This is a genomic window from Paraburkholderia caffeinilytica, from assembly GCF_046030355.1.
Classification (GTDB): Bacteria; Pseudomonadota; Gammaproteobacteria; order Burkholderiales; family Burkholderiaceae; genus Paraburkholderia; species Paraburkholderia caffeinilytica_B.
On sequence record NZ_JAQQCQ010000015.1, the window covers coordinates 80,942 to 105,097 of the forward strand.

Annotated in this window: 18 protein-coding genes and 3 pseudogenes; 15 read left to right on the plus strand and 6 right to left on the minus strand. The window is 59.8% G+C overall.

Annotated elements, in window-relative coordinates:
• Window positions 1-16: 16 nt before the first annotated feature.
• Window positions 17-1,449 (minus strand): annotated as a pseudogene (locus tag PQQ95_RS22230) (IS1182 family transposase).
• Between the two features lie 996 nt (window positions 1,450-2,445).
• Here PQQ95_RS22230 and PQQ95_RS22235 point away from each other — a divergent pair.
• The 7 genes from PQQ95_RS22235 to PQQ95_RS22265 all read left to right on the plus strand — a co-directional run bounded on the left by PQQ95_RS22235 (window position 2,446) and on the right by PQQ95_RS22265 (window position 9,282).
• Window positions 2,446-3,249 (plus strand): hypothetical protein, encoded by an 804-nt coding sequence (locus PQQ95_RS22235; RefSeq protein WP_408440690.1) that lies wholly within the window; start codon window positions 2,446-2,448, stop codon window positions 3,247-3,249.
• Between the two features lie 27 nt (window positions 3,250-3,276).
• The gene (locus PQQ95_RS22240) at window positions 3,277-3,834 is read left to right on the plus strand and encodes a DUF1254 domain-containing protein (protein ID WP_408440692.1); all 558 of its coding nucleotides are present in this window, start codon (window positions 3,277-3,279) and stop codon (window positions 3,832-3,834) included.
• Window positions 3,735-3,959 (plus strand): transporter, encoded by a 225-nt coding sequence (locus PQQ95_RS22245; protein ID WP_408440965.1) that lies wholly within the window; start codon window positions 3,735-3,737, stop codon window positions 3,957-3,959. The genes PQQ95_RS22240 and PQQ95_RS22245 overlap by 100 nt, the downstream gene beginning before the upstream one ends.
• A 168-nt stretch (window positions 3,960-4,127) precedes the next feature.
• Window positions 4,128-5,126 carry a BamA/TamA family outer membrane protein gene (locus PQQ95_RS22250; RefSeq protein WP_408440695.1) on the plus strand — a complete coding sequence of 333 codons (999 nt, stop codon included), beginning with the start codon at window positions 4,128-4,130 and terminating at the stop codon, window positions 5,124-5,126.
• A 70-nt stretch (window positions 5,127-5,196) separates the two neighbouring features.
• Window positions 5,197-6,177 carry an outer membrane protein gene (locus PQQ95_RS22255; protein ID WP_408440967.1) on the plus strand — a complete coding sequence of 327 codons (981 nt, stop codon included), beginning with the start codon at window positions 5,197-5,199 and terminating at the stop codon, window positions 6,175-6,177.
• Between the two features lie 64 nt (window positions 6,178-6,241).
• On the plus strand, window positions 6,242-7,681 hold the full coding sequence (locus PQQ95_RS22260; protein ID WP_408440698.1) for a DUF1254 domain-containing protein: 1,440 nt from the start codon (window positions 6,242-6,244) through the stop codon (window positions 7,679-7,681).
• An 86-nt stretch (window positions 7,682-7,767) separates the two neighbouring features.
• A complete protein-coding gene (locus tag PQQ95_RS22265) occupies window positions 7,768-9,282 on the plus strand; it encodes a DUF1254 domain-containing protein (protein ID WP_408440701.1) in 1,515 nt (504 codons plus the stop codon).
• A 27-nt stretch (window positions 9,283-9,309) separates the two neighbouring features.
• On the opposite strand, the gene PQQ95_RS22270 is transcribed toward PQQ95_RS22265, so the two are convergent.
• From PQQ95_RS22270 to PQQ95_RS22285, 4 genes are all read right to left on the minus strand, one after another.
• Entirely contained in the window at window positions 9,310-10,662 is a 1,353-nt protein-coding gene (locus tag PQQ95_RS22270) for an MFS transporter (RefSeq protein WP_408440704.1), read from the minus strand.
• A 102-nt stretch (window positions 10,663-10,764) separates the two neighbouring features.
• Window positions 10,765-11,988 carry a porin gene (locus tag PQQ95_RS22275; protein WP_408440707.1) on the minus strand — a complete coding sequence of 408 codons (1,224 nt, stop codon included), beginning with the start codon at window positions 11,986-11,988 and terminating at the stop codon, window positions 10,765-10,767.
• A 127-nt stretch (window positions 11,989-12,115) separates the two neighbouring features.
• Window positions 12,116-13,282, minus strand: a complete 1,167-nt coding sequence (locus tag PQQ95_RS22280; protein WP_408440709.1) for an acyl-CoA dehydrogenase family protein — start codon at window positions 13,280-13,282, stop codon at window positions 12,116-12,118.
• Window positions 13,279-15,414, minus strand: coding sequence for an acetate--CoA ligase family protein (locus PQQ95_RS22285; protein WP_408440712.1), 2,136 nt, complete (start codon window positions 15,412-15,414; stop codon window positions 13,279-13,281). The genes PQQ95_RS22280 and PQQ95_RS22285 overlap by 4 nt, the downstream gene beginning before the upstream one ends.
• A gap of 161 nt (window positions 15,415-15,575) precedes the next feature.
• Between PQQ95_RS22285 and PQQ95_RS22290 the strand changes: the two genes are divergently transcribed.
• The 8 genes and pseudogenes from PQQ95_RS22290 (at window position 15,576) to PQQ95_RS22325 (ending at window position 23,488) form a co-directional block, all read left to right on the plus strand.
• Window positions 15,576-17,192 (plus strand): IclR family transcriptional regulator, encoded by a 1,617-nt coding sequence (locus PQQ95_RS22290; RefSeq protein WP_408440715.1) that lies wholly within the window; start codon window positions 15,576-15,578, stop codon window positions 17,190-17,192.
• A 175-nt stretch (window positions 17,193-17,367) separates the two neighbouring features.
• Window positions 17,368-17,638, plus strand: a pseudogene (locus tag PQQ95_RS22295) (IS3-like element ISBvi4 family transposase); the annotation flags it as partial.
• Window positions 17,639-17,787: 149 nt separating this feature from the next.
• Entirely contained in the window at window positions 17,788-18,768 is a 981-nt protein-coding gene (locus PQQ95_RS22300) for a LysR family transcriptional regulator (protein ID WP_408440718.1), read from the plus strand.
• Window positions 18,769-18,893: 125 nt separating this feature from the next.
• Complete coding sequence (locus PQQ95_RS22305) at window positions 18,894-20,234, plus strand: MFS transporter (protein ID WP_408406480.1); 1,341 nt, start codon at window positions 18,894-18,896, stop codon at window positions 20,232-20,234.
• A gap of 124 nt (window positions 20,235-20,358) precedes the next feature.
• Window positions 20,359-21,681: a DUF1254 domain-containing protein gene (locus PQQ95_RS22310; RefSeq protein WP_408406481.1), complete on the plus strand. Its 1,323-nt coding sequence runs from the start codon at window positions 20,359-20,361 to the stop codon at window positions 21,679-21,681.
• Window positions 21,678-23,045, plus strand: coding sequence for a DUF1254 domain-containing protein (locus tag PQQ95_RS22315; protein WP_408440722.1), 1,368 nt, complete (start codon window positions 21,678-21,680; stop codon window positions 23,043-23,045). The genes PQQ95_RS22310 and PQQ95_RS22315 overlap by 4 nt, the downstream gene beginning before the upstream one ends.
• A 130-nt stretch (window positions 23,046-23,175) precedes the next feature.
• Window positions 23,176-23,268 (plus strand): annotated as a pseudogene (locus tag PQQ95_RS22320) (short-chain dehydrogenase); the annotation flags it as partial.
• 73 nt (window positions 23,269-23,341) lie between these two features.
• Window positions 23,342-23,488 carry a hypothetical protein gene (locus PQQ95_RS22325; protein WP_408440979.1) on the plus strand — a complete coding sequence of 49 codons (147 nt, stop codon included), beginning with the start codon at window positions 23,342-23,344 and terminating at the stop codon, window positions 23,486-23,488.
• Between the two features lie 131 nt (window positions 23,489-23,619).
• Here the strand turns inward: PQQ95_RS22325 and PQQ95_RS22330 are convergent, their stop codons facing one another.
• Window positions 23,620-24,096: an acyl-CoA thioesterase gene (locus PQQ95_RS22330; protein ID WP_408440725.1), complete on the minus strand. Its 477-nt coding sequence runs from the start codon at window positions 24,094-24,096 to the stop codon at window positions 23,620-23,622.
• Window positions 24,097-24,156: the final 60 nt, after the last annotated feature.

Below are 24,156 nucleotides of genomic sequence, written 5' to 3' on the forward strand. Positions count from 1 at the left end.
TGGTGTTAGCCCAGCCTTAGACGCGCATCTTTTGCATCACCGTTCCGATGCCGAGGATCGCCATGACGCGCTTGAGGTTGTACGCGAGCACGTGAAGGCTCATCTCAGCGCTGACATGCTCGCGTATCTTCATTAGGAAGTGCGCCGCGCCCATCCAGAATTTCAGCGTACCGAACGGGTGCTCGACAGTCTGACGGCGTATGCGCATCATGTCCGGCTTCTGGTCGAGCCGTTTCTGCATCTCCTCGACGACAGCCTCATGTTCCCAACGCTTTATCCGGCGAGCCTGTTTGCCCGATGTGCATTGTTTTCTGATGGCACAGGTAGAACAGGCTGAGCTCGAATAGCAATGCAGCGTCATGCCATGCTCGATGTTCGTGAAACGCCAGTTGAGCCGCTGCTGGGCGGGGCAAAGATATTCGTCGTCTTTGGCAACGTAAATAAAATCCTGCTTGCCGAAGTAGCCTTCAGCGTTCTTGCCCGACGTCAGCGGTTTGGGAACGAAGGTCGTAATGCCCGCTTCATGGCATTGCAGGACTTCCTCGCTTTTGAAGTAGCCCCGGTCGGCAACAACAGTCAGTTCCTTGATGCCTGTAGCCGCTCGCGCCTGCCTAGCCATGTTCGTCAACTGAGCACGGTCGTTGCCTACGTTGGTGACCTCGTGCGCCACGATCAGATGATGCGTATCATCAACCGCCGTCTGAACGTTGTAGCCAACCATTCCCGTTCCCCGGCCGCTGGTAGCCATTGAGCGCGCGTCTGGATCAGTCAACGATACCTGTCCATCGGGCGACTCGCGCAATCGCTGCTCCATCGCCTTGAGGTCTCGCATCTGCTGTTTGAGCTTGCTGATCTTGTCGCCGATGCGGCTCGTCTTCGCCCCAGCTACATCCGATTGAGTACGGTCTGCCGCTTCCGACGCGGGAAGATATCGCGCGATGCTTTCATCAATTTGTTGCAGGCGCGCCTTGACCTTCCCGCTAGTGAAATTCCGATCACGATTATTGACGGCTTTGAACTTGCTACCGTCGATGGGCCACTATCGACTTTGAGAAAAGATCCAGATTTCGGCATAGCACGATGAACTGACTGCAAACATTGCGGATTGCCTTGCCATTGTTGCGTCGGAAATCGGCGATGGTCTTGAAGTCTGGCGAGAGGCGGCCTGTAAGCCACATAAGCTCGATGTTGCGCTGGGTCTCGCGCTCCAAGCGCCGACTCGACTGAATCCGATTCAGATAACAGTAGATGTAAATCTTAAGTAGAACGCACGGATGATAGGAGGGTCGTCCCGTTGCTGCAGGTGCGGTTCCGTCAAAGCCGAGACCACGAAGATCAAGCTCATCGACAAACTACGCGCACTGGATTGTCGTCGGACACATAGTCGTCGAGATACTCGGGCAGCAAGACAGCTTGCTTACGGTCTTCGCCGTCAACGAATCGCTTCATGTGCCCGCCCGACCTGAATGCGTTACTTCAGTTTAGGCGATCAGCGTGCGTTTTTACACAACCTGGGTCGACCTGAGACGATCAATGTCACTTTGACGGCTATTCCCGGATGACGATAGTTCAGAGGGGATGACAGGCGCAGACCCCGGCAGATATGAATTGTTACCATTGCTGTAGCACACGAAACTTCCCCTCTTTAAGCATCAGCAGACTGTTTCGCAGTTCATTTGGCGCGGGACAATATCGGGGAGTACTGCTTCGGTTGCGTGTGCACGGAGGAACGACTGATGAGGAGTATTCAAACGAATGAGAAAACGCCTGTCCGCGCCGACTGAATTTTGAGCCGGGGTGGAGACCGGTCTGAAGCAGGACCGGTCGTGGATAAGTGTATGGGTTTCGAGGGTGTTTGTCCTCCTTCGTGTGAAGCCTCATTGTGCAGCGGAAGCTGCGAAGGGCGTAGCCCGTAGCGGCTTCCGCTGCGCGGCAAGCGACGATCAGGGTGACTCGTTCGTGCTCGCACCGTCGGCTCTGCGGGCTGTTTCACGCGCGCGGATACGCTTCTTTGCACTGGCGCTGCTATGGCGGAAACGGTACCTTGATTCCATGAAACCTCGCCTGCAGGGATTGATGCGGTGCGCATCCTTTCGGCCGCGTTACAAAATAATCTTTAGGTCTGTTTGAGGGTTTGCTAGTATTCTGAAACAATTGGTTACGTGGTTGCAGACTCTCGTCACAGATGGTCACGCGATATGGTGTGACATTTTCAAAAGGCGAACCGTGATCGCTCAAAGTTCAATGGTCTGTGGACAGGTTTAACTGTGCCAGCGTTATTTCGCAAATCTCACGCGGGTACCAGGTCGTCGCCGACCGGGAAATCAAACGCTGATACATCGAGCGGCGGTTTGTCTGTCCTGAGTTTTTATCTGGTTTGGAAATTCATATCCGGCTCGGTTGGGGAGGCGCTCGCCTTGAAAAAATTTATTGGGAGGCCGGAAATTGAATAAATCGAAAGCGCTTTTCCGCCAGTCGGCGTGTGCCGTTTTACTCGGGTTATCAATGGGGAATGCTTTCGCGCAAAGCTCGGCTGATGACGCGAACAAGAGCAACAACCCGCTCAATCTGGCAGCGTCATTCAATATTCAGAACTACTTTACCCCGAGCGTGTTCGGCCCCAGCGGGGCGCACACGAATGACCTGCTGCTTCGGCCGACCATTCCAATGGGGCCGGTCGGCCCCATTGACGTCCCGCAGATTTTCCGTGCAACCGTGCCGATTAGCACCCGACCGGACCCAAGCGGCGGATACAACACGGGGTTGGGTGATATCAACCTGTTCGACATTTTCCTGCTCTCCCAGTCAGATGTGCAAATTGGCGTGGGGCCGCTGCTCACGATGCCGACCGCGACGGACCCGAGCCTTGGCACGGGCAAATGGCAAGCAGGTCTAGCAGCCGTCGCCGTTAGCGCGACAAAGGCCCATCTGCTCGGAGCGCTTGTTCAATGGCAGCACTCGTTTGCTGGTCAAAGCAGCCGGCCGACGACGCAATCTCTCACGGCCCAACCGTTCGGCATCTTCAACTTTCCTGGTGGCTGGTACATCCGTTCGACTGGTACCTGGACGTTTGACCTCCAGCACGGTAGCTATTACATCCCAGTCGGTCTGGGCGCTGGCAAGGCGTGGAAGAGCGGCTCGACCATTTACAACGCGTTCATCGAGCCGCAGTACTCAGTCGCGCATTCGGGGGCGGGTGTTCCGCAATGGACAATTTTTGCCGGTCTGAACATGACCTTCGGCAAGTAAGAAAGCACACCCTGAGAGGCTGGAACGATGAATCTTTTGAAATTCCTGAGCGTCAGCGCGCCCTCCTTAGGGCTTTCTCTCTCGATGTTGCCGCTGGCCAGTGCACAAGCCAGTGCGACGCTTCCGGCGGCTTCGGCGATTGCTACGCCGGACGAGGCGCGCAGCATCGCGAAGGATGCGTTTATCTATGCATATCCGATGCTGTTCAACTACAAGACGATGTATGAGCAGGCCATCGACCCCAACGCAAAGGCTTATGTCGGTGGCTTCGGCAAGTTTCGCAATTACTCGCAGCCGTATGGTCCCGAGAACAGGGAAATTGTCACGCCCAATAACGACACGCCGTATTCTTGGGCCTGGCTGGACCTGAGGCGGGAGCCCTGGGTACTGACCGTGCCTGTAGTGCCGAACGGCCGATTGCTCCGGTCAGCGTGCTTGACCTGCTGGCCCTCAAACGCTTTACCGGTGGCTGGGGTGCGGGCGTCATTGGCGGATGGATTCAGCAGATTGGTGGCGACAGTGGGGGGCTCGCTGCGCTCGCAGATGGCGCTGGTGGTCATTCCATTGGCATCGGTCCTGTGGTGACATGGTCGGGCAAGGTCAGCAAGACGCCCGTGTCGGCATCTTTGCGCTGGGTGAACGAGTTCGACGTGAGCAATCGCCCGAAAGGCAACGCTGTCGAACTGTCGGTGAGCGCAACGTTTCAGTAAGAGGATTCGGTGCTCGAATATCCTCACCTGTGTGACCTTTGGAACGACAAATGTTGTCGTCGGACGAGCACTCTCGCAACGTTATTCGTGATTGCTGTCACGTGTACCTCTGCGCATGCGCAGAGCTCGTTATCGGGAGAGGAGGCCGGCACGCTGGACCTCGGGAATATGCTCTCGAATCACGGCGCGCTGCCCGTGCCAACCGTTATTACTGAACCGGCCGTCGGCTACGGCCTGGGTCTTGCACTGCTGTTTTTCTCGACACCGAAACAGGATGCGAACTCCCCGTCCAACGTAAAGACCGAAGCGCCACCTAACATCACTGGTATCGGCGGCTTCGCGACCGGGACGCACAGCTACGGCTATGGCCTGATGCACTTTCATACGTGGGACGACGACCGCATCCGGTACTTCGGAGCTGTTGGCAAGGTGAATCTGAATCTCACTTACTTCGATGTTTTCGGCCAGTCGCACGCGTACCAGCTCGATGGCCTGGCACTCGTCCAGCAGGTGCTTTTCAGAATTGCCGACAGTAACTGGTACCTCGGGCCACGCTATACGTTCTTCGACTCCCACACACGGTTTGGACCGATTGTCCCCAACGGTCTGCTGGATTTCTCCGCCGAACAGCGAATCGGTAAGGGCGGCGTGGTCGCCGATTACGATACCCGTGACAACATCTTCTTTCCCAATCGCGGAACTTATGCTGAAATCGAGGCGGACTTTGCGCGAGGTGGCTTTGGCAGTTCCACGAGCTTCAACATGCTTTCCGCCCGTGCATACCGATGGGTACCTGTGTCGTCGACCTGGGTGCTCGGGTTTCGCGTGGATTCTGGATTTTCGGGCGGAAATATTCCGTTCTTTGCGCAGCCGTACGTGACATTGCGCGGTGTGTCTCAGGCGAAGTTTCAGGACCGCGACCAGGTTACCGGCGAGGTTGAGGTGAGATGGAACGCTACGCCGCGATGGTCAATTCTCGCATTCGGAGGGGTAGGCAAAGCGTATGGACGACTTCACGACTTCTCCGACGCTCCGACTGCGTTCGGCATCGGAACCGGTTTCCGATATCTGCTGGCGAAGAAGTTGGGGCTCGCGATGGGCGTCGATGTTGCCCACGGACCCGGTCAGAACGCCATCTATGTGCAGATAGGCAGCGCGTGGAAATAGGCATTTGCAGCAAGAAAATTCTGGAGGTGCGACGGACATGCGAGATTTGACATCTTCTTCGGACAACAGGATGACATCAAAGGTGGCGTCTGGCATTGCCGGGCTGTGCCTCACGCTCATTTCCGGCGTCGCGCATGCTCAGGAATTTTCACTCTTCGGTGGAGGCTCCCGCGCTGGCAGCACGAATACCTACACGTGGGCGTTCAATTATCAGGAGGGGATTGGACAATACTTTGCCGCCAGCTTTACATGGCTGAACGAAGGGCACATCCCGGACCATCACCGCGACGGCCAGATGGTCCAGCTATGGGCCCGCATTCCCGTCGGCAGCCCGAAGTTTGTATTGCAGGCAGGTATTGGCCCATATCGCTACTTCGACACGACCACGGCTGAGCAAGGGGGAAGTTATTCGGATGTGCACGGCTGGGGTGTTGTGTACAGCGTTCGCGCCGCGTATTACGCATCGAGCCGATGGATTACCCAATTGCAGCTCAATCGCGTGCACGTCCAGCGTGGCCCTGATGCCACCAGCGTCATGCTCGGCTTCGGTTATCAGCTGGACGCGCCGAACAGCCCGGGACCACGCGAGTGGGCGTCGAGCCGCACAACCAATGTCACCAACAACGAAGTGGCCGTGTATCTCGGCAAGACCATCGTCAACTCGACGAGTTCGCTGGCCGCGCTGGGTGGCGCAATCGAATATCGACGCGGCCTGATGAAGTACCTCGATGTTACGGTCGGCTATTTGCATGAAGGGAGCAGCAAGACGGCCCGTCGCGACGGCATAACGAGCCAGCTGTGGGCAACGCGTGCGTTCTTTAATGACAAGGTCACGCTTGCAGCAGGCGCGGGCGCGTACTTTGCCATCAATGAGAACGAGAACAGTGAGTCGCCCGGACCGGGCGCCGGAAAATTCTCTGGTCTTGTCACTATCGCGGGGGCGTATCGCTTCTCGGACCATTGGGACGCGAGGCTGGAGTGGAACCGCGTAGTTACGCGATATGACCGCGATACCGATGTGATATTCGCGGGCGTCGGGTATCGATTCTGACCTTGACCTAACAATTACATATGACAAGCGCAAAAAGGAGTTATCCATGAGGCGAGTAGTCACAATGCCATTGCTCACGGCAACAGCAGCGGCCGTCCTGGCATTTGGTGGAACCGTAGCCGCGCAGACGGTGGATACGCGAATCGGCAAGATTGAGCTAACCGAAGGTGTGCCTGCCAACGCTGCAGTGTTTCAAAAGCTCTTCGATGAATCGGATTTCCAGCGAGCTTCGCAAGCATATGTGTGGGCCTTGCCGATTGTTGGTTTTGCCCAGTGGCAGTCCGATGCACGTAAGGTCTTCGGTGCCAGGGATACGGACATGGTGATTTACCAGTCTGTGCAGGACAAGCTCGGGATTCTCACGGCTAACGCGACGACACCGTACATCATCGGCATGCCAGACCTGTCGAAGACTGGCCCGCTCGTTATCGATTACCCAGCCGGAAGTTCTGCCGGAGGTGTTGGCGATTTCTGGCAGCGCCCGCTTACCGATATGGGCGAAACCGGACCGGACCAGGGCAACGGGGCGAAGTATCTTATTGTTGGGCCTGGGCAAGCAGTACCCGAAGCCAAAGACTATCAGGTGATTCAGTCGCCGACGGTCAACGTCTTCGTGGCCTTCCGCGCACTCGACGCCGACCCGGCCAAAGCCAATGCCCTCATCCAGAAGTTCCACATGTATTCATACGCCGACCGGGCGTCGCCAGCGCCAACCCGGTTCCTGCGGCCAGAGGGGCGCAAGTGGTCACAGGTTCCGCCGCGCGGCCTGGCTTATTGGGAAAGGCTTGCTGACATTCTCCAGCGTGAACCTGTCATGGAACGCGACCGCGTCATGATGGGGATGCTCCAGCCGCTCGGTATCGAAAAGGGCAAACCCTTCGCTCCCGACGAGCGGCAGCGCAAGATTCTTGAGGACGGTGCCCAGGTCGGCGAGTTGTTCGCGCAGGCCAATGCGTTCGACGGTCGTGCTCCAGGAGCACAATACCGACCCGATGCGCAGTGGCGCTATGTCATCGCGTTTGACCCGTCGCAGGAGTCAAAGTACTACACCGAAGTGGACGGACGGGCCGACTACTTCTATCAGGCGGTAACGACGTCCAAGGGGATGGTGACCAGGATACCTGGTGTCGGGCAGGCGTATCTTGGCGCATACCGTGACAGGAACGACCAGGTGCTCGATGGCAGCAAGAACTATGTGCTGCATGTGCCCGCGAATCCCCCGGCGAAACTGTTCTGGTCCCTGACGGTTTACGACACAGACCAGCGCGCCCTCATCGACAACGGCAAAGGCATCGCGGACAAGTCTTCGCGACAGGATTTGGTGAAGAACGCGGACGGCTCGGTGGATATCTATGTCGGACCAGATGCGCCAGCAGGCAAGGAAAAGAACTGGATTCCGTCGGTCCCCGGGAAGGCGTGGTTTGCCATGTTCCGGCTCTACGGGCCGCTTAAGCCTTATTTCGATGCCGCGTTTGCGCTGCCGGATTTCGAACCAGGCAAGTAAAGCAACGCATGACAGGCGCCCGCTGACGTGACCTTGCGATGCGGCCCATGTGACACCCCGAACGATACCTGCTGTATGGAGCCTTCATGAACAGATACCCGAAACTTCGGCGTGGCCTTGCCATTTCCCTTGCCTTGATGGGCACGTCGGCGTTTGCCGCACCGCCGACATTCAAGATGACCACGCCTATCCCGGCGGAAATCACAACGCCCGACAAGGTCGACACACGAATTGGACGGCTCGACTTTACCGACGGTGTTCCGACGCCGGAAACTGCACAGAAAGTCTATGACAACCTTGACTTCACGCGGGGCGTCGAGGCATTCCTTAACGGCATCCCGGGGGCCTCGCTCGTTGCTCTCCGGGCGGGTCTGCGAGAGGTTGGCGCAGTCGGCAATACGGTTGGCGTGTTCGAGTCGCTGATGGACTCCAAATCGCTGTTCCTGACGGCGAACACTGAGACTGTGTACTTCTGGAACTGGATGGACCTGAAGGACGGCCCGGTGGTGGTAGAGACACCACCGAACATCCTGGGCGTCGTGGACGACTTCTGGTTCCGCTATGTAACCGACCTGGGAAACGCTGGACCGGATAAGGGCAAAGGCGGCAAATTCCTGTTCGTCCCACCCGGCTACAAAGGCGAATTGCCGAAGAGTGGCTATTACATTATCAAGTCGCCTACGTTTGGGAACCTGCTCTTCGGCAGAGCCTTCATGAAGAACGGCGACCCGCGTCCCGGTGTCGCTAGCCTGAAGGCGTATCTCCGTGTCTACCCACTGTCACAGGCCGGTTCACCTCCCTCTACGAACTTCGTGAATCTTTCCGGCCGCGTGATGAATACGATTCATGCGAATGACATCAAGTTCTACGAGGAGGTCAACCAAATCATTCAGGAGGAGCCCGCAGGCGCATACGGACCGGACATGACGGGAATATTCGCGTCCATTGGTATGGAGAAGGGTAAGCCGTTCGCACCGGACGCAAGGATGACGAAGATTCTCACCGACGCAGTTGCTGTCGGCAATGCGACCGCGCGCGCAATTGACTTCGCCAATCGCGATAAAGCGGTCCTGATTTATCCCGACCGTCACTGGAATACGCCGTTCGTCGGCGGAAGCTACGAATGGTTGAATAACGGAGCCCGCAACTTTGATGCGCGGACGATGTTCTTCTATGCAGCGACAGTCGACACGCCAGCGATGGCCGTCGCAATGCCTGGCATCGGGTCGCAATATGCGGCCGCCAATTACGACGCGAACGGTAAGCCCTTCGATGGCGCCAAGGATTACGTGCTGCACGTCCCGGCTAACGTACCCGCAAAGGACTTCTGGTCAGTCGTTCTGTACGACACCCAAACCCGCTCCATGTTGCAGACGGACCAACAGTTCCCGAGCCTTTCGAGCGAGAAGGGGCTGGTGAAGAATGTAGATGGCTCGGTCGACCTGTACTTTGGTCCAAAGGCGCCAGCAGGCAAGGAGCGCAACTGGGTTCAAACCATCCCGGGAAAGAGCTGGCTGACGATTTTCCGTTTGTACGGCCCGCTTGCTCCATGGTTTGACAAGAGCTGGAAGCTTAACGACATCACTGAGACTTCGTATTGAATCAGATCTGAAAACGCACTGGCCGTACTAGCGCTCAACTTGCGCCGGTGGTTTCGTCCCGCCCGAGGTCTTCAAGTGAACAGCCTGTCGATCGTTCGCGAGATTGATGACGGTAAGGCCTCTCAACCGGCGCATCGACGTTTCAGGATCGATCAGCCAGAACGCCGCAACGCTGGCTGCAAGAAGGATGGACCCAAGAATCAGGAAGCCGTGCTCAAAGCCGATTGCGCGGCTATGCGCGGCGCCGACAAAGCGGCCCATCAGCGCGGGCGCGATCAGACCGGCGAGGGTCGCGACTGAATTGTTGATGGCGAGCCATGCGCCGCGCTGCCGGGAAGGCGTGACTTCACCGATCATCAACGGGCCGAACAGAAAAATCAGCTGCCCCAGGCCAGCGCCAATGGTTAGGCAGACGATCTTCATCGTAGCACTCACGTCAGTTGTCGTGCAGAGAAACGCCAGCCCCGTTAGCGCAATGGAGCCACTCGCCATGAACCCGCGCGAGATGCGCGACGACACGCCTTTGCTGAAAAGGTATTGAGAAAACCACGACATCGCGAACGACGCCGGTATCGAAGCGCCGACGATAATTGAAAACAGCCAGCCAGCTTCGGTTGCCGAGTAACCAAGGCCGAGCCGCAGGTAGGCAGGGAACCAGGTAAAACAGAGCGAGAGCACAAGAAACCCGACGAACGAAAGAACGAATGTGCCGAGCAGCGTCCGATCCGCAATAAGCGTCCGATAGGGCACGCGCGAGTTGTCCGGCGCAGGCGTACCGGCGGATTGTTCCAGCTGATGCTCGTCGACCGTGCCTTCTGCACCGAACACAAACCAGAGGACCGTCCAGATCACCCCAACGATGCCCAGCGCGAGGAACGCGCTATGCCAGTCATAGTGGATCATCAGCCACGTGAGGCAAGGTCCCGCCACAAGCATGCCGGTGTTAGCGCCTTGCTGAACAATGGCGGTTGGGATATTGCGCTTGCTGTTACCAAACCACTTGTACGTAGCGTGAATGGCCAATGCGAAGGCCGGTCCCTCGCCGGCGCCCAGTACGATGCGGCACGCAATCAGTAGCGGAAAGGACACGGTGCCGACCAGTGGGAATTGCACCGCGGCCCATACGAGCGAAAGCAGCATCAGCAGCCATTTGGTTTTTATCCGGTTGGCGGCGAAACCGAAGAGAATGCCGGAGATCGAAAACAGAACGAAAAAGCTGCTGCCGACGAGCCCCAATTGTTCGGGTGACAGCCCGAGGTCGTGCATCATCGGCACGGCCGCAAGACCAATCACAGCCTTGTCGGCGAAATTGATCAGCATGAACAGGAACATCATCGCGACGACAATCCATGCGCGCCGTCGAGTGCTTATGTGGAACATGTCTTCTCCCTGGATCTGATCGCGAGGAACGCGCGGCGCAAGCACCGCGGGCCCAACGGTGACCGATTATTGGCCCTCCGACTGAAACGTAACCAGCCGGATTCAGAATCGTTCCTGCAAAGCGAGACGAACACCGATTTGATGGTTCGTGGCGGACGGACTGAAGCCACTGATCGATGCGACCGCCGGTTGCCCGAGCGAGTCGCGGCCGCTGGCCCGCTGAAGCACGGTCAGCAGATAGACGCTGGTTCGTTTCGACAGGCTATAGATCGTGCCAAGGTCCAGTTGCAGATATTTGGCCCCGCCGTCTCCGTTCACCGAGTTGCGGTCGGTGTAGTGGATGGCGCTAGCGAGCAGAAGCGCGGGGGTGACCTGCGATCGCACGCTGAACTCCAGACTGGTGAATACCGCCGTACCGGTATATTTCAAGGGATTGGGACCGGCCGCCGAGCCCAGATCTTCGAAACGGGTATTCGTTATCACGAAGCCGAGCGTGACGGGGTCGAACGCATACTGAACAGCCGCTCCGGCGAGTTGAGTCGTTCTGGCTGAGGCGTAGCCGGCGTCGACGGGATAGGACTCGGGCGCGGTGGGCGAACCGAACGAGCCGATATTGTTCGAGGTGGCGGGACCTTTGTTGGGCGTCGTGCCGTATAAGGACAAATTCGGATCGCGCGCGTTGAGATAGCCGGCGGCCAGTGACATTGAGCCGACGCTGTAGCTAGCACCAAGCGACCACAACTGATTCTGTGTGACGCTTCCTGCAACGCCACCGAGGCTGTAGAGACCGGCTGCCGCGAAGCCCCGATAATCCGGAGTCCGGAATTTGATGGCGTTGTTGATCCGGCTCGTGTTCGACAGACTGTCGACGTCGTCGGGTTGCGCGCCCATGTAGCCTGCCCATTGCCCTGTGGCGGTCAATGGTTGCACGAAATCGGTGTACGTATCGTATTGCCGGCCCAGCGTGAGTTTGCCGAATCCACCTGACAGGCCCACATAGGCTTGCCGCCCGAACTCGGCGCCGCCTTGGGCGAGTGCTCCGTTATTCAACGTGAAGCCGTTCTCGAGCACGAAGATCGCTTGCAGACCGCCGCCGAGGTCCTCGACGCCGCGTAATCCCCAACGGCTTCCGCCCACGCCGGTCGCACTGCCGTCGGTCAGTGCGAACTGGGATGCGCCGCGCGGGCCCGCCGTGGTTCGAGCGGTTTGCGCGTTGTTCACGTAGGTGAGTCCGAAGTCGATCAAGCCGTACAGCGTGACGCTGCTTTGTGCTTGCGCGCTGAAGACGAGAGTGCCCAACACCCAGGCAAAATGACGAGGTTTCATTGACGAGTCTCCATGGTTCGATTTTGTGTTTGTGAAGGTGAAACGAAGACGAACTGCACGTTGCCGCGCGTCCCGCGCAGGCCGTTGCGGGAAACTGGACGCGCGGTGTTCCGCTTGATCCGGCCGTTCAGTGCGGCGATTTCGCGTATTGCTTGAGCACGCGTTGCGCAATGGCCGAGCGATGAACTTCGGACGCGCCGTCAAAGATGCGGAACGGGCGCACCTCGCGATAGAGGACTGAGAGCACGCTGTCGCCGGAAATGCCGAATGCGCCGGTCATCTGCACCGCGCGGTCGACCACCCGGCCAACGGCTTCGGACACGAAGACCTTCGCCATCGAAGATTCCTGTTTGACGGAGACGCCCGCATCCATCCGGCTCGCCACGTCGAAGGTCATGGTTCGGGCGGCGTACAGATCGATGTGCGAGTCGGCGATCAGCGTCTGCACGTTCTGATGCTGGCCAAGCGGCTTGCCGAACGATTCGCGCTCGCTCACGTAGCGCTCTGCGATTTCGAGCGCCCGTCGAGCTGCGCCGATGAACCGCATGCAATGCGTCAGACGGGCGGGTTCGAGCCGCAATTGAGCATGGGCGAAGCCGTCGCCGACTTTGCCTAGCACTGCGTCGTCGCCAACTATGCAGGATTCGAAACTCAATTCGCAATGCGAGCTGATGAAGCCGTCGAGTGCGTCGATGACGCGGACCATCCTGTATCCAGGCGTGTCAGTACCGACGATAAACATCGTGGGTCCCGAGTCGGTCTGCGCCATCACGATGGCGAAGTCCGCGCCGAGCGCGCCGCTGATGAACCATTTGCGGCCGTCGATAACCCATTTACCGTTGCGCCGCACTGCGCGGGTCTGCAGCATCGCTGGGTCCGATCCCGCGCCCGGCGGCGGCTCGGTCATCGCGAAACATGATCGGGTCGAACCTGCTGCGAGCGGCTCCAGATAACGCATCCGTTGAGCGCTGGAGCAAAGGCGGTCGAGCATCAGGATATTGGTTTCATCCGGTGGACCGGCCTGCAATGCATGCGGACCGAGCACGCTGCGTCCTGATTCTTCGAGAATGACTGCACGGTCGCGGAATGACAGCCCGAGTCCACCGAGTTCGCGTGGGATTCCCGGCCCGAGTACACCCAACTCGCGTGCCTTCGTTCGTAGCGTGTGGATGAGCCGGTTTTGCGCCGTGAAATCGTGCGCGAGCGATGCATCTTCGCGCGGAATGACCTCTTCGTCGATGAACGCGCGAGTGTGCCGGCGGAGGGTTTCGAGTGTGGCAGAGGTCGCGTTCATGCGTGCACCTCCAGATCGAGTGTCGCGGATGCCCGACTGACCACGAGCGCATCGACGGCGCACGAAGACTGGCCTTTGGGCCGTGCGATGAACGGATTGATATCGATCGACTCGATGCTGCCGGCGTTAGCCGCGGCGAAGCGGGACAGCGTGGCCAGGGTTTCGGCGAGGATGTCGACGTCGACGGGCGGTTGGCCACGCACGCCACCCAGCACCGGCCATGCGCGAATCTCGCGAATCATCCGGTGCGCTTCCGCGACGTCGAAGGGGGCCTGCCTGAACGTCACGTCCTTGAGTACTTCGACGAGAATGCCACCCAGTCCGAACATGACGACCGGGCCGAACACCGGATCGCGTGTCACGCCGAGAATGCATTCCACGCCGTCCTGGATCATCGGCGCGACGAGCACGCCGTCGATATGCGCATTCGGCACGGCGCGCGCGGCGCTCTCCGTGATCCGCGCGAAGGCGTCCCGTACTGCCTGCGAATCGGCAAGCCGCAGCGCCACCCCGCCCACATCCGATTTGTGCGCAATGTCGGCGGACAGCACCTTCAGCACGACTGGAAATCCGAGCGCAACGGCCTCGCTGGCCGCCTCGTCCGCGCTTTTCGCCACCCGGTTCGAGACGACCGGGATACCGGCGCCGGCCAGCAGGCGGAGTGCGTCGGCTTCGTCGAAACGCGCACGATCGATGGCGACGGGTTCAGGTAGCGCAATCGGTGCCGTCTGCCGTTCGAAATGCCGCCTGAACGCGTGTAGCGCAGCGATCGCCCGCACGGCGGCAGCGGGTTCCTCGAAGCTCAGACAGCGTTGCGACTCGAGAAAATCGCGGTTCTGTTCGTCGAAGAGGGAAACGACGGCGATGGTCAGCGCGGGATGGGCAGCGCGCACGCGTGCCCATAACTCGGTAACGAGCGGTCTGTGTTGCGGCGAAATGCCGGTGACCGCCTGGAACGACACCATCGCGCCGTATTGGCCGTGCTCCAGCATCGTATCGATGGCGTCGCCCAGCAGCGCGGGCTCGTTGAGGATCTGGCCGGTGATGTCGACCGGATTGACCGCGGACGCGAACGGCACGCGCTTGAGAATCGCCTGTCGTCCCGCTTCCGCCAGAGGGGGCACGGAGAGCCCGAGCCGCTCGGCTTCATCGACCATCAATACGCCGGCGCCGCCGGAAATCGACACGATGCCGAGCGCGTCGGACGCCGGTAACGGTGCGACCGAACACGCATAGCCGATGTCGAATAACTCGTGGATGTCTTGCGCACGATACACACCATATTGGCGCAGCACGGCGTCGTAGATTTCGTCGCAACCGGCAAGCGACGCCGTGTGCGATGCCGCGGCTGCGGCGCCCTGCGCGGTGCGGCCGACCTTGCACATCACGACGGGTTTGCGCTGGGCGCGAGCCAGTTCGAGCGCGGCGCACAGTTTCTCGCCGTTGCGCGCGCCTTCGAGGTAGCACAGGATCACCGATGTCGCGGGGTCGAGCGCCTGCCACGCGAGCGCATCGGCGAGTTCGATGTCCGCTTCATTGCCCGTCGATACGAAATGGCTGATGCCGAGGCCGCGACGCTGTGCAAGCATCAACGCGAAGATACCGAACGCGCCGCTCTGACTGATCAGTCCGATGTTGCCACGCAGCGGCGCGGCGATTTTCAGCGCAGGGGTGAACGTCGCGTACACGTTCTGATGATTGTTGACGAAGCCGAGGCAGTTCGGTCCAAGTAACCGGATTGCGCTCTCTTTGACGAGCGCGCGTAGATCGTTCTGCGCGCGCACACCGTCTGCGCCAGTTTCAGCAAAACCGGAGGAAAACATCACGATCGAACGGACACCGGCGGTGGCCGCGTCCTCTACAGCGGACATGACGCCCGATGCGGGCACCGCGCAGATGGCCATATCGATCGGCGCACCGATATCGCGAAGGGTCGGATAAGCCTGCAGCCCCTGGATGCGTTCCTGCTTCGGGTTGACCGGGTAAATCGCGCCGGGATAACGCTGGTTCAGCAGATATTCGACCGGCAGGCCACCGATCCTGGCCGGATTCGACGAGGCGCCGACAACGGCAATTGATTGGGGATTGAACAGCGGGCCGAGCGCCGCCTGCTGGCAGGATGACAAAGGCATGGATACCACTCCGGTAGAACTTTAGGGGTGGGTCGAGCCTAACAATCTGAAAAGATGCCGATACTAGGGTTTCTCTATGTTAAACACGCATGGAAGCCGGATAGCGAATATGCTTCAATGGCAGCAAGTGTGATTCGACTTCCTTTTTTACCGTCATGACGATGGCTCCAATCCCAGCCCGTAACCAGCAGTTCGCCACGACGCTCGCTCACGGCCTCGCGTTGTTGAATAGCTTCAAGGTGGGCGAGGCGATTCTCAGCAACAAAGACTTCGCCGAGCGCACAGGTCTGTCGAAAGCGACGGTGTCGCGGCTGACGTATACGCTCGGGGTGCTCGGCTTTCTGCGCTATGACAACAACGTACGCAAATATCGGCTTGGCTCGGCGGTCGTGTCGGTGGGTTACCCGTTTCTGCAAGGTCTGCGTATCCGCGAACTGGCGCGGCCTCTGATGAAGGAGCTTGCCGATGCGGCGTGCGGTTCAGTGTCGCTCGGCATTCGTGACCGCACGCACATGGTGTATGTCGAGACTTCGCGCGGACATGAATCGCCGGCGTTTCGTCCAGATACCGGCGCTTCGCTGCCCATTCTCGCTTCCGCGATGGGCCGGGCCTGGCTGGGCCACGCCGAGCCCGAGCAACGGGCTGCAGTGCTCGAACAGGTTCACGTCCGGGATCCCGCGCAGTGGGACGCCTATCACGCCGGCCTGGAGGGTGCCCTGCACGCGTTTGACGAATGCGGCTTCGCCCTCAGCGAAGGCGATATCGAGCGTGAAATACATGCGGTCGCCGTACCGATGCGCGAACCGGTCAATTCTGAAACTTTCGTTTTCAATTGCGGCGTGCCGCACCTGCAACTGACCGGCAGGACACTCGTCAACGAGATAGCTCCACGCCTTGCGGCGATGGTGGACACACTCGACCGGCAGCTTGCGTCGCAGCATGCGGCGAGCGATGAAGCACGGAACTCGCCCAGTCCGCTACTGGAGCGCGTATCCATGAGCGCTTTTCCCGACGACGACGATCGTCAGTTCGCCTTCACGCTCGCGCGCGGTCTGGAAATCCTGCGCTGTTTTCTGCCCGGCGAAGTTGCGCTGGGCAACAAGGATTTTGTCGAGCGTACGGGTTTGTCGAAAGCAACGGTGTCCCGGCTTGCTTACACGCTGACCGAACTTGGCTACCTGCGTCATGACGAAGTGGCGCGCAACTATCGGCTCGGCGGTGGCGTGCTTTCGATGGGTTATCCGCTGCTGGCCGGCATGCGCATTCGACAGATCGCGCGGCCATTCATGCGCGAGCTTGCGCTTCAGGTGCGCGGGTCCGTATCGCTTGGCATGCGGGACCAGTCGAATATGGTCTACATCGAATGTTGTCCGCGCGATAAGCGAATTCTTGCGCGGCCCGACGTCGGTGCGGTGCGTCCGATTTTGCGTATGGCGATGGGGCGGGCGTGGCTCGCGGCTGTGGCGGCTCAGGAGCGGGAAGCGGCGCTGAACCGGCTGCGCATCGCCGTGCCCGACCAGTGGCAACAGTACGGGCCGCAGGTGCAGCAAGCGATTCACGACTATCAGGAATCGGGCGTTTGTTTCTCATACGGTGATTTGCAGAAAAACGGTTACGCGGTTGCTGCGCCGTTGTGTACGCAGGTCGATGCCGAAACGCTGATCTTCAATTGCGCGGTGCCGGCACAATCGGCGCAGGGACGCCGGTTGATCGACGATATCGCGCCGCGACTCGTGACCATGGTCTCGAACGTCGAGATCGCGGCTGGCTTGCGGTAGAGCATGGGCCGGCATCGGTTTATGTGAAATCGGAATTTCATGGTACTGCGGGCGGATTTGCACTGGATGGCCGGTTGCGGCGGACGTTCTTTCTGTTCGTCGATTCAGATCGATCGCAGATTTCGCGCGAATTGGGTTCGCCTTCGCCAAGATCGCGTTTGTGGGGTGTGAGACGAACTGGATACGTGCCGCGAAAGCCGGCAAGCTGGAGCACGTGGGTCAACATCAGAGGCCGCTGATGGAAATTGAAGCTGAATTGGCACGGGTGAAGCGGGAGCTGGCTGAAGTGAAGATGGAGCGTGATCTGCTAAAAAAACGGCCTACTTCGCGAAGGAGTCGCGGTGAGGTACGGCGTGATTGAGCAGATGCGACAGGACTATGTGGTGCCGCCGATGTGCTGGCTGCTGGATGTTTCGGTGAGCGGGTATTACGCGTGGTGCAAACGTCCCACGCCGCTACGGCACGTCCTGATTGACGAGGATTTCGCTTCTCTTTATATTCGATCTACCAGACATGAAAAATATCGGTACGACCAGTCTGCAATTTGGCTGACTAGGCGCATGCCGTTGATCGAGCAGTCCTTGAGGGGTATGTCTTGTCCGGCCTGACGTGCCCGCATCCAGCAAATGGCCATGCAACTTATCGGACGGTCGTGAATCTACGTCAGCTTGAACATATCGTCGCACTCGCCGAGGAAGGCAGTTTTGCGCGCGCCGCGCAGCGCGTCCACCTGAGTCAACCCGCATTGAGCCGGAGCATTCAGGCCATTGAGCAATTTCTCGGCACGGCGCTTTTTGATCGAACCACACGCGAAGTGCGGATCACCCCGACGGGGCAGACGGTCGTGCGACGCGCGAAAAAAGTGCTGTTCGAGACGCGTTGCCTATTGCGCGATGTCGACCTGATAAAGAATCATGACATCGGTTCGGTGAACTTCGGGGCCGGACCTTACCCTGCCTCCATGCTGCTGCCCGCAGCGCTCGACGACCTCGCACAGAATCATCCCAGGCTGCGTGTCAACGTGACGGTAGACAACTGGAAGCAGCTACTGACGCTATTGCATGAGGAAGCGCTCGACTTCGTGATGATCGACGTACGCGGAATCCCGACCACGAGCGAGATCGACTTTGTCTCGTTGCCGAGGCAACGCGCCGGATGGTTCGTGCGCAAGGGACATCCACTTGCCGGTAGAAACGACGTGGAGACGCAGGCGCTGCACGACTACCCAATCCTGTCCGTGCCACTGCCTGATGCCATGCAGCAGTCACTTCGCAAGTGGCTGCGCTACGCACCGAACCAGGAGATGGAATTTCATCTGACCTGCAATGACGTAAACGTTCTGCGGGAATATGCGAAAAAGACCGACGCGCTCGTTCTGCTCACGACCAATGCGATGCGGCACCCGGCCGACGCGGGCGAACTCGTGCCGCTTTCGCTGCCGTCTCGTTCGTCGCTGACACTTCAGTGCGGAATTGCACATTTGGCAGGGCGTACGCTTTCGCCCGCCGCACAGCAGTGCATTGTTGCGATCCGGCGCATCGCCGCCGTTTATCCGCAAGCAGCTCCTTTGGATTGATGCGGTCCATGCATTGAGTTTATGAAAACTATGCAATTGCCTTATTGATGGGCGCGCGGTCCAATGATCTCCACGCGGCAGCGTAGCGGGCAACGCCCGGCGAAATAGCCGCGACAGGAGACGACATGACGGCTGCGCCCCGCGATATCCAGCATCGATGGATCATTCTCATCTGCCTGTTTTTCTTTCTCGCGATCAATTTTGCAGACAAGGCCATAATCGGCCTCGCAGCCGAGCCGATCATGCGCGAACTCCATCTCACGCACGGCCAGTTCGGACGCATTGCCGCAAGTTTTTTCACGCTGTTCTCGTTGTCCTCGCTACTGGTTGGATTGCTCGCCAACCGCATCAAGACCCGCTGGCTGCTGCTGGCGATGGCCCTGATATGGTCGCTGGCGCAACTTCCGCTGCTACTGGTCGCGGCACCCGCGACGCTCATCGCGTCGCGCGTGCTGCTGGGCGCGAGTGAAGGGCCGGCCTATCCGGTCGCGGTGCACGCGCTCTACAAATGGTTCATCGATGAAAAGCGCGCGTTGCCCACGTCTCTGTTGACGATCGGTGGTGCATTCGGCGCGGGCCTGATCGCGCCGCTCGTCACGTGGATGATTATCGCGTTTGGCTGGCGTTCGGCGTTTCTGGTGCTAGCTGTCGTGGGCGTCGCGTGGAGCGTGGTGTGGCTCTGGCTCGGACATGAAGGTCCGCTCGACGCGCTGCCGCACGGGGCTGTCGGGGTGTCGACGACGTTGCCTGCACCCATTCCGGTACGCACGCTGCTGCTGTCGCGCACCTGCTTCGCCGGCAACCTGTCGGGCTTTTCCGCTTACGTCATTCTCACGTTATCGACGATCTGGCTGCCGAGCTACCTCGTGCGCGTGGCCGGATATTCGCTGCTTCAGGTCGGCTGGATCATCGTATTGCCCGCATTCGGCCAGATGGTTTCCGCGCCACTTCTCGGTTGGTGGTCGCAGCACCTGATGCGACGTGGCGTATCGAGCCGGCATGCTCGCGGAACGCTGGGCGGCGCGGTCGTGGTGATATCGGGCGCCGCGCTCGCGCTGATTCCCTCGTTGCCGCACGGGCCGCTTCTGATCGCAGCGGTCACCGTCGCGTTTTCGCTCGCGTCGTTCACATTCACGACTGGCGTGACACTCGCTGGCGAAATCGTCCCGGCCGCCCAACGAGGAGGGCTGCTCGGTATCAACGTCTGCATTACCACGCTCGCTGGTCTGATTACGCCGGCCGTCATGGGGCAGCTAATCGACTTGGCGGGCGATCCGCTCAATGGCTATCGCGCGGGCATGTTGGCGGCGGGTGCGTTTGCGGTCGCGGGCGGAGTGATTTCAGCATGGCTTGTCGATCCAGCCGGAGATCAGCGGCGATTCGCGGCGCTGGCGTTGGCCCGCGGCTCGACGCCGACAACTGCACCGCATACAAACAAATCCGCGACTGCGCAGCGCGGTGTCTGATTTCCCGACGCGATCGGCGCGTGACAGTGCATTTCAATCCATCGACTTTGCCGGAGCCAGCATCGCGCGTCGTAGCGAGTGCGTGCGGAACGGCGTATTCCGCCCTTTGATACCACGGTACACGATGAATACACCCCTGCTTTTCCCACGCGATGAATCCTCCGCGCTGGACGACGACCCGCGCACTGCTCTGGTTCGCGTGGCTGCGACGTCCGTCGCGATCTATGGCTTTCCACTCGTAGAGGTGATCCGCACCTGTGCCATGCACACGTCGCCGCATGCGACGAGTGCGCTACGCGCGCCGTTCAATACGATTCATGCAAGCATGCGCCGCTGGACACATGAGGATCGCGATATCGTCACGCCCGCGAACGACTTTCTGTATCTGAACGGCTGGATCGATCTGTCGAACGGTCCCGTGACGCTCGATATTCCTGCAATCGAGGCGGATCGTTACTTTGTGATCGAACTGCTCGATGCGTTCACCAACAACTTCGTGAATCTGAGTCCGCGCAACGCCGGCCGCGATGGTGGCCGCTACGTGCTGCGGTTGCAGGACGAAGTGCCGTTGCAGGACGACGAATACGCGATCACGTGTCCGACGCCGCTTGTCTGGCTGCTCGGACGGGTGCTGGTGAAGGATGAAGACGATCTGCCCGGCGCGCGAGGCGCTGCCACTGGTTTCCGATTGAACGGCCCACAGCAGAGGCAACCTGCGAGCGTGAGCGCGTGGCACGACAGCGGAGAGCCCGCGCTTGATTTCTTTCAGAACCTCTTCAATGGATTGCGCGACGTGCCGCCGCGCCCGAATGAAACGAGCCTCTTTGGCCTACTTTTGCGCAGCGGCGTGCGCTGCGGCGAAGCCGTTGACGTCGCAGCGCTGTCGCCTGTCACGCGGCGCGGCCTGCAGCTTGCCTACGATGATGCAATGCGCCTGATTCTCGCCCACACGGAAAGCCGTGCGCGACGCAACTGGGGCTATAGCTTTCAACTGGGCCGCTACGGCATGGACTATTTGCTGCGCGCTTGCACCGCGATGAAGGGGCTGGGTGCGCTGAGCGCGGACGAAGCCGTCTACGCGATGGCCGACTTCGATGAAGATGGGGGACGTCTCGACGGATCGCGCGGGTATGAGCTGTACTTTCCACCCGGCGATCTGCCGCCCGTCGATGCGCTGTGGTCGCTATCGCTGTATGGGGCGGATCGTTTTTTCGTCGACAACCCACTTGGCCGTCACGCCCTCGGTGATCGCACGACGGGCCTTCGTTATGACGACGACGGCGGATTGCGCATCACCATCCAGCATGCCGCGCCTGAGTCCACCTCAAACTGGCTACCTGCACCCACGACACCGTTTTATCTGATTCTTCGCCTCTACCATCCGCGTGCCGCTTTTCTCGAAGGGCGCTACGCGATCCCCGCCGTGCGGCGGATCAACTTTCAATGAAAATGACGACTACCACGGACGCCCTCGATCGCCCCTTGCCCACATCGTCAGATGAACTGATGTCGATTGCCCGCGACGCCGTGCTGTTCGCGCTGCCGCTCTATGAGATGGCGCGCATGCGTTCCGCGACGTGTTGCCGGCGCGATCGCGCGGGGCGGTTCGCGGGCGATTCTCCGGAATCGACGTTCCGCTGGGCGAACGAGTGGATACATACACGCCAGCTTCTCGGCCCACAAAACAGGGAAGTCGTTACGCCCAATAACGACACGCTGTATTCGAGCATATGGCTCGATCTGACTGCTGGCCCGCTGGTGCTGAGCGTGCCTGACGTGGGCGAACGCTACTACGTGATGGGCTTGCTCGATTTCCATACCAATCCGTTTGGTTACATCGGGAGCCGCACGACAGGCACATCGAAAGGCACGTTTCTGCTGCACGGTCCCGATTGGCAAGGTGAGACGCCGCCAGGCATGCAAGCATTGCGGTGTCCGACCAACGCGGTATGGATGATTGGGCGTCTGCTGGTCGATGGTCCGGACGACCTCGCTCGCGCCGTGGCTTTACAGGATCAGTTCGTGATCGCTCCGCTCGAAGGTAGCCGCGCAACGACGCTTTCCCTGATCGATGCGGGACTCCAGCCGCGCGAACACGCTAGCGATCCGGTGCGATTCGCGCGCGTGGTCAACCGGGCGCTGGCTGAGAATCCGCCACCGTCGGAAGCGAAGCATCATGTCGAGCGGTTCGTGGCGTGCGGCATCGGCCCGCACTGTGACGCCGATGCGATGACGCAGGCTCAGCGCGATGCCGTCGAAGTCGCCATCGGGCAGCTCAGGGAGGAACTGGCGAAGCCGCAGCCGTCCGCATTGGGCGGCGGTTGGTTTCTGCCGGTCGACATCGGCGACACGTTTGGCACCCGGTATTTCGAACGTGCGCAGGTCGCGCTCAACTACATTGGCGCGCTTGGCATCGAAGAGGCAATGTACGTCATTGCGGACTGCGATTCCGCGAGCCAACCGCTCGACGGCGATACAGGCTACGTGTTGCATTTTCCCGCCGGCGGCCTTCCGCAGACGGACGCCTTCTGGTCGCTCACGGCCTATGACAAGGTGAGCTGCCTGCTGGTCGAAAACACGGCTGGACGCTATTCCGTCGGCGACCGGACGCCGGGCATGCGCTACGACGGCGACGGAGGGTTGCGCATCGCGATCTCGTCGCAGCGACCGGTCGATCCGGTATTGCAGGCGAACTGGTTGCCAGCGCCGGCAGGGCCGTTCTATCTTACGTTGCGATTGTATGAGCCGCGGACGGCCCATCTGTCGCGCGAGTTCCAGTATCCATCAGTTGAACGCAAGGCGCCGCGCTGACGGCCGCTGTTGTCAGTATGTCAGGAGACTATATGAGCGAGTTTCAGGCACACGCGAATCTGCGTGGCAAGGTCGGTGATCGCTGGTGCGGGGCGCCATTCCGCATCTACGCAGGCGCGGTGCGGGCAAGATGATCCTGATCGGTTCCGGTTCGCGTCATCGACCCAATCCGGGCATGTCATCCTACGCGAGTTCCAAGCTGGGCACGTGGATGCTGACGCAGACACTGGCGGTCGAGCTGCAGAGCGCTAACATCAGCGTGAACGAACTGATACCCGGCCCGGGTGCGCACGGCGATGACCGACTTCGGCGAAAAATTCGCGCCCGAAGGCGAGTGGATCAAGGAGCCAGAAGACGTCGCGCCGCCTGCACTGTTTCTGGCGAGCCAGCCGGATACTGGTCCGACCGCACAGAGTTTCAGCTTGATGCGGCGCGCGGGCTGAAACGACGTGGCGCCCGGAAAGCAACGGGACCAGAAGCCCGATTACGGGCATCATGAACTTGTCGCGGCGTTATCAACTAGCGTGTACGGTCTCGTCCCTCGACTGTTTCACTTCACGCGTTTTGCGCGCGTTCATGCTTCGCTGGTGCGCCCCCGGATATCCTGCGCGTGATCCGTCTGGATCATCGCGATGCGCAGTTCGTCGGGTAGTGTGACAAGCGCGTTGGTGGAATTGCGAAACCAGATACAGATAGCGTGCCCGCGTCCGACGAGACCGTCGCTCCAGGCGGCGAACTCCATGCGAAAGCTGGTGTTGCGCAACCAGGCGACCCGAGCCGTGACGACTACTTCCCTACCTGCGCACAACGATTTCTCGTACGTGAAGCCGACTTCCTTGAGCACGGGGCCTGGCCGCTCAGCATGGAACGGTAGTTGACCCAGCGCTTCGAAATAGGCATTGCGCGCCTCTTCGCACCAGGCGATATGAGCGCGATGACTGACGTGGCCGAAACCGTCGATTTCGCTCCTGCGTACATCGAAAACCGAGCCGAAGCGCCAGCCCGGTTCGATATCACGAATTCTGACGAGATCAGGTGACAGTGTGCTCATGCACGTTCCTCAAGAATAAATCGGGTAGGTGGGGGCAACGTATGCGCGTGCGGGAACGAT

Coding starts and splice junctions, on each gene's coding strand:
- PQQ95_RS22240 (WP_408440692.1), top strand. CDS start 3,277: ATGAATCTTTTGAAATTCCTGAGCGTCAGCGCGCCCTCCTTAGGGCTT.
- PQQ95_RS22250 (WP_408440695.1), top strand. CDS start 4,128: ATGCTCTCGAATCACGGCGCGCTGCCCGTGCCAACCGTTATTACTGAA.
- PQQ95_RS22255 (WP_408440967.1), top strand. CDS start 5,197: ATGACATCAAAGGTGGCGTCTGGCATTGCCGGGCTGTGCCTCACGCTC.
- PQQ95_RS22260 (WP_408440698.1), top strand. CDS start 6,242: ATGCCATTGCTCACGGCAACAGCAGCGGCCGTCCTGGCATTTGGTGGA.
- PQQ95_RS22265 (WP_408440701.1), top strand. CDS start 7,768: ATGAACAGATACCCGAAACTTCGGCGTGGCCTTGCCATTTCCCTTGCC.
- PQQ95_RS22270 (WP_408440704.1), bottom strand. CDS start 10,662: ATGTTCCACATAAGCACTCGACGGCGCGCATGGATTGTCGTCGCGATG.
- PQQ95_RS22275 (WP_408440707.1), bottom strand. CDS start 11,988: ATGAAACCTCGTCATTTTGCCTGGGTGTTGGGCACTCTCGTCTTCAGC.
- PQQ95_RS22280 (WP_408440709.1), bottom strand. CDS start 13,282: ATGAACGCGACCTCTGCCACACTCGAAACCCTCCGCCGGCACACTCGC.
- PQQ95_RS22285 (WP_408440712.1), bottom strand. CDS start 15,414: ATGCCTTTGTCATCCTGCCAGCAGGCGGCGCTCGGCCCGCTGTTCAAT.
- PQQ95_RS22290 (WP_408440715.1), top strand. CDS start 15,576: ATGGCTCCAATCCCAGCCCGTAACCAGCAGTTCGCCACGACGCTCGCT.
- PQQ95_RS22305 (WP_408406480.1), top strand. CDS start 18,894: ATGACGGCTGCGCCCCGCGATATCCAGCATCGATGGATCATTCTCATC.
- PQQ95_RS22310 (WP_408406481.1), top strand. CDS start 20,359: ATGAATACACCCCTGCTTTTCCCACGCGATGAATCCTCCGCGCTGGAC.
- PQQ95_RS22315 (WP_408440722.1), top strand. CDS start 21,678: ATGAAAATGACGACTACCACGGACGCCCTCGATCGCCCCTTGCCCACA.
- PQQ95_RS22325 (WP_408440979.1), top strand. CDS start 23,342: ATGACCGACTTCGGCGAAAAATTCGCGCCCGAAGGCGAGTGGATCAAG.
- PQQ95_RS22330 (WP_408440725.1), bottom strand. CDS start 24,096: ATGAGCACACTGTCACCTGATCTCGTCAGAATTCGTGATATCGAACCG.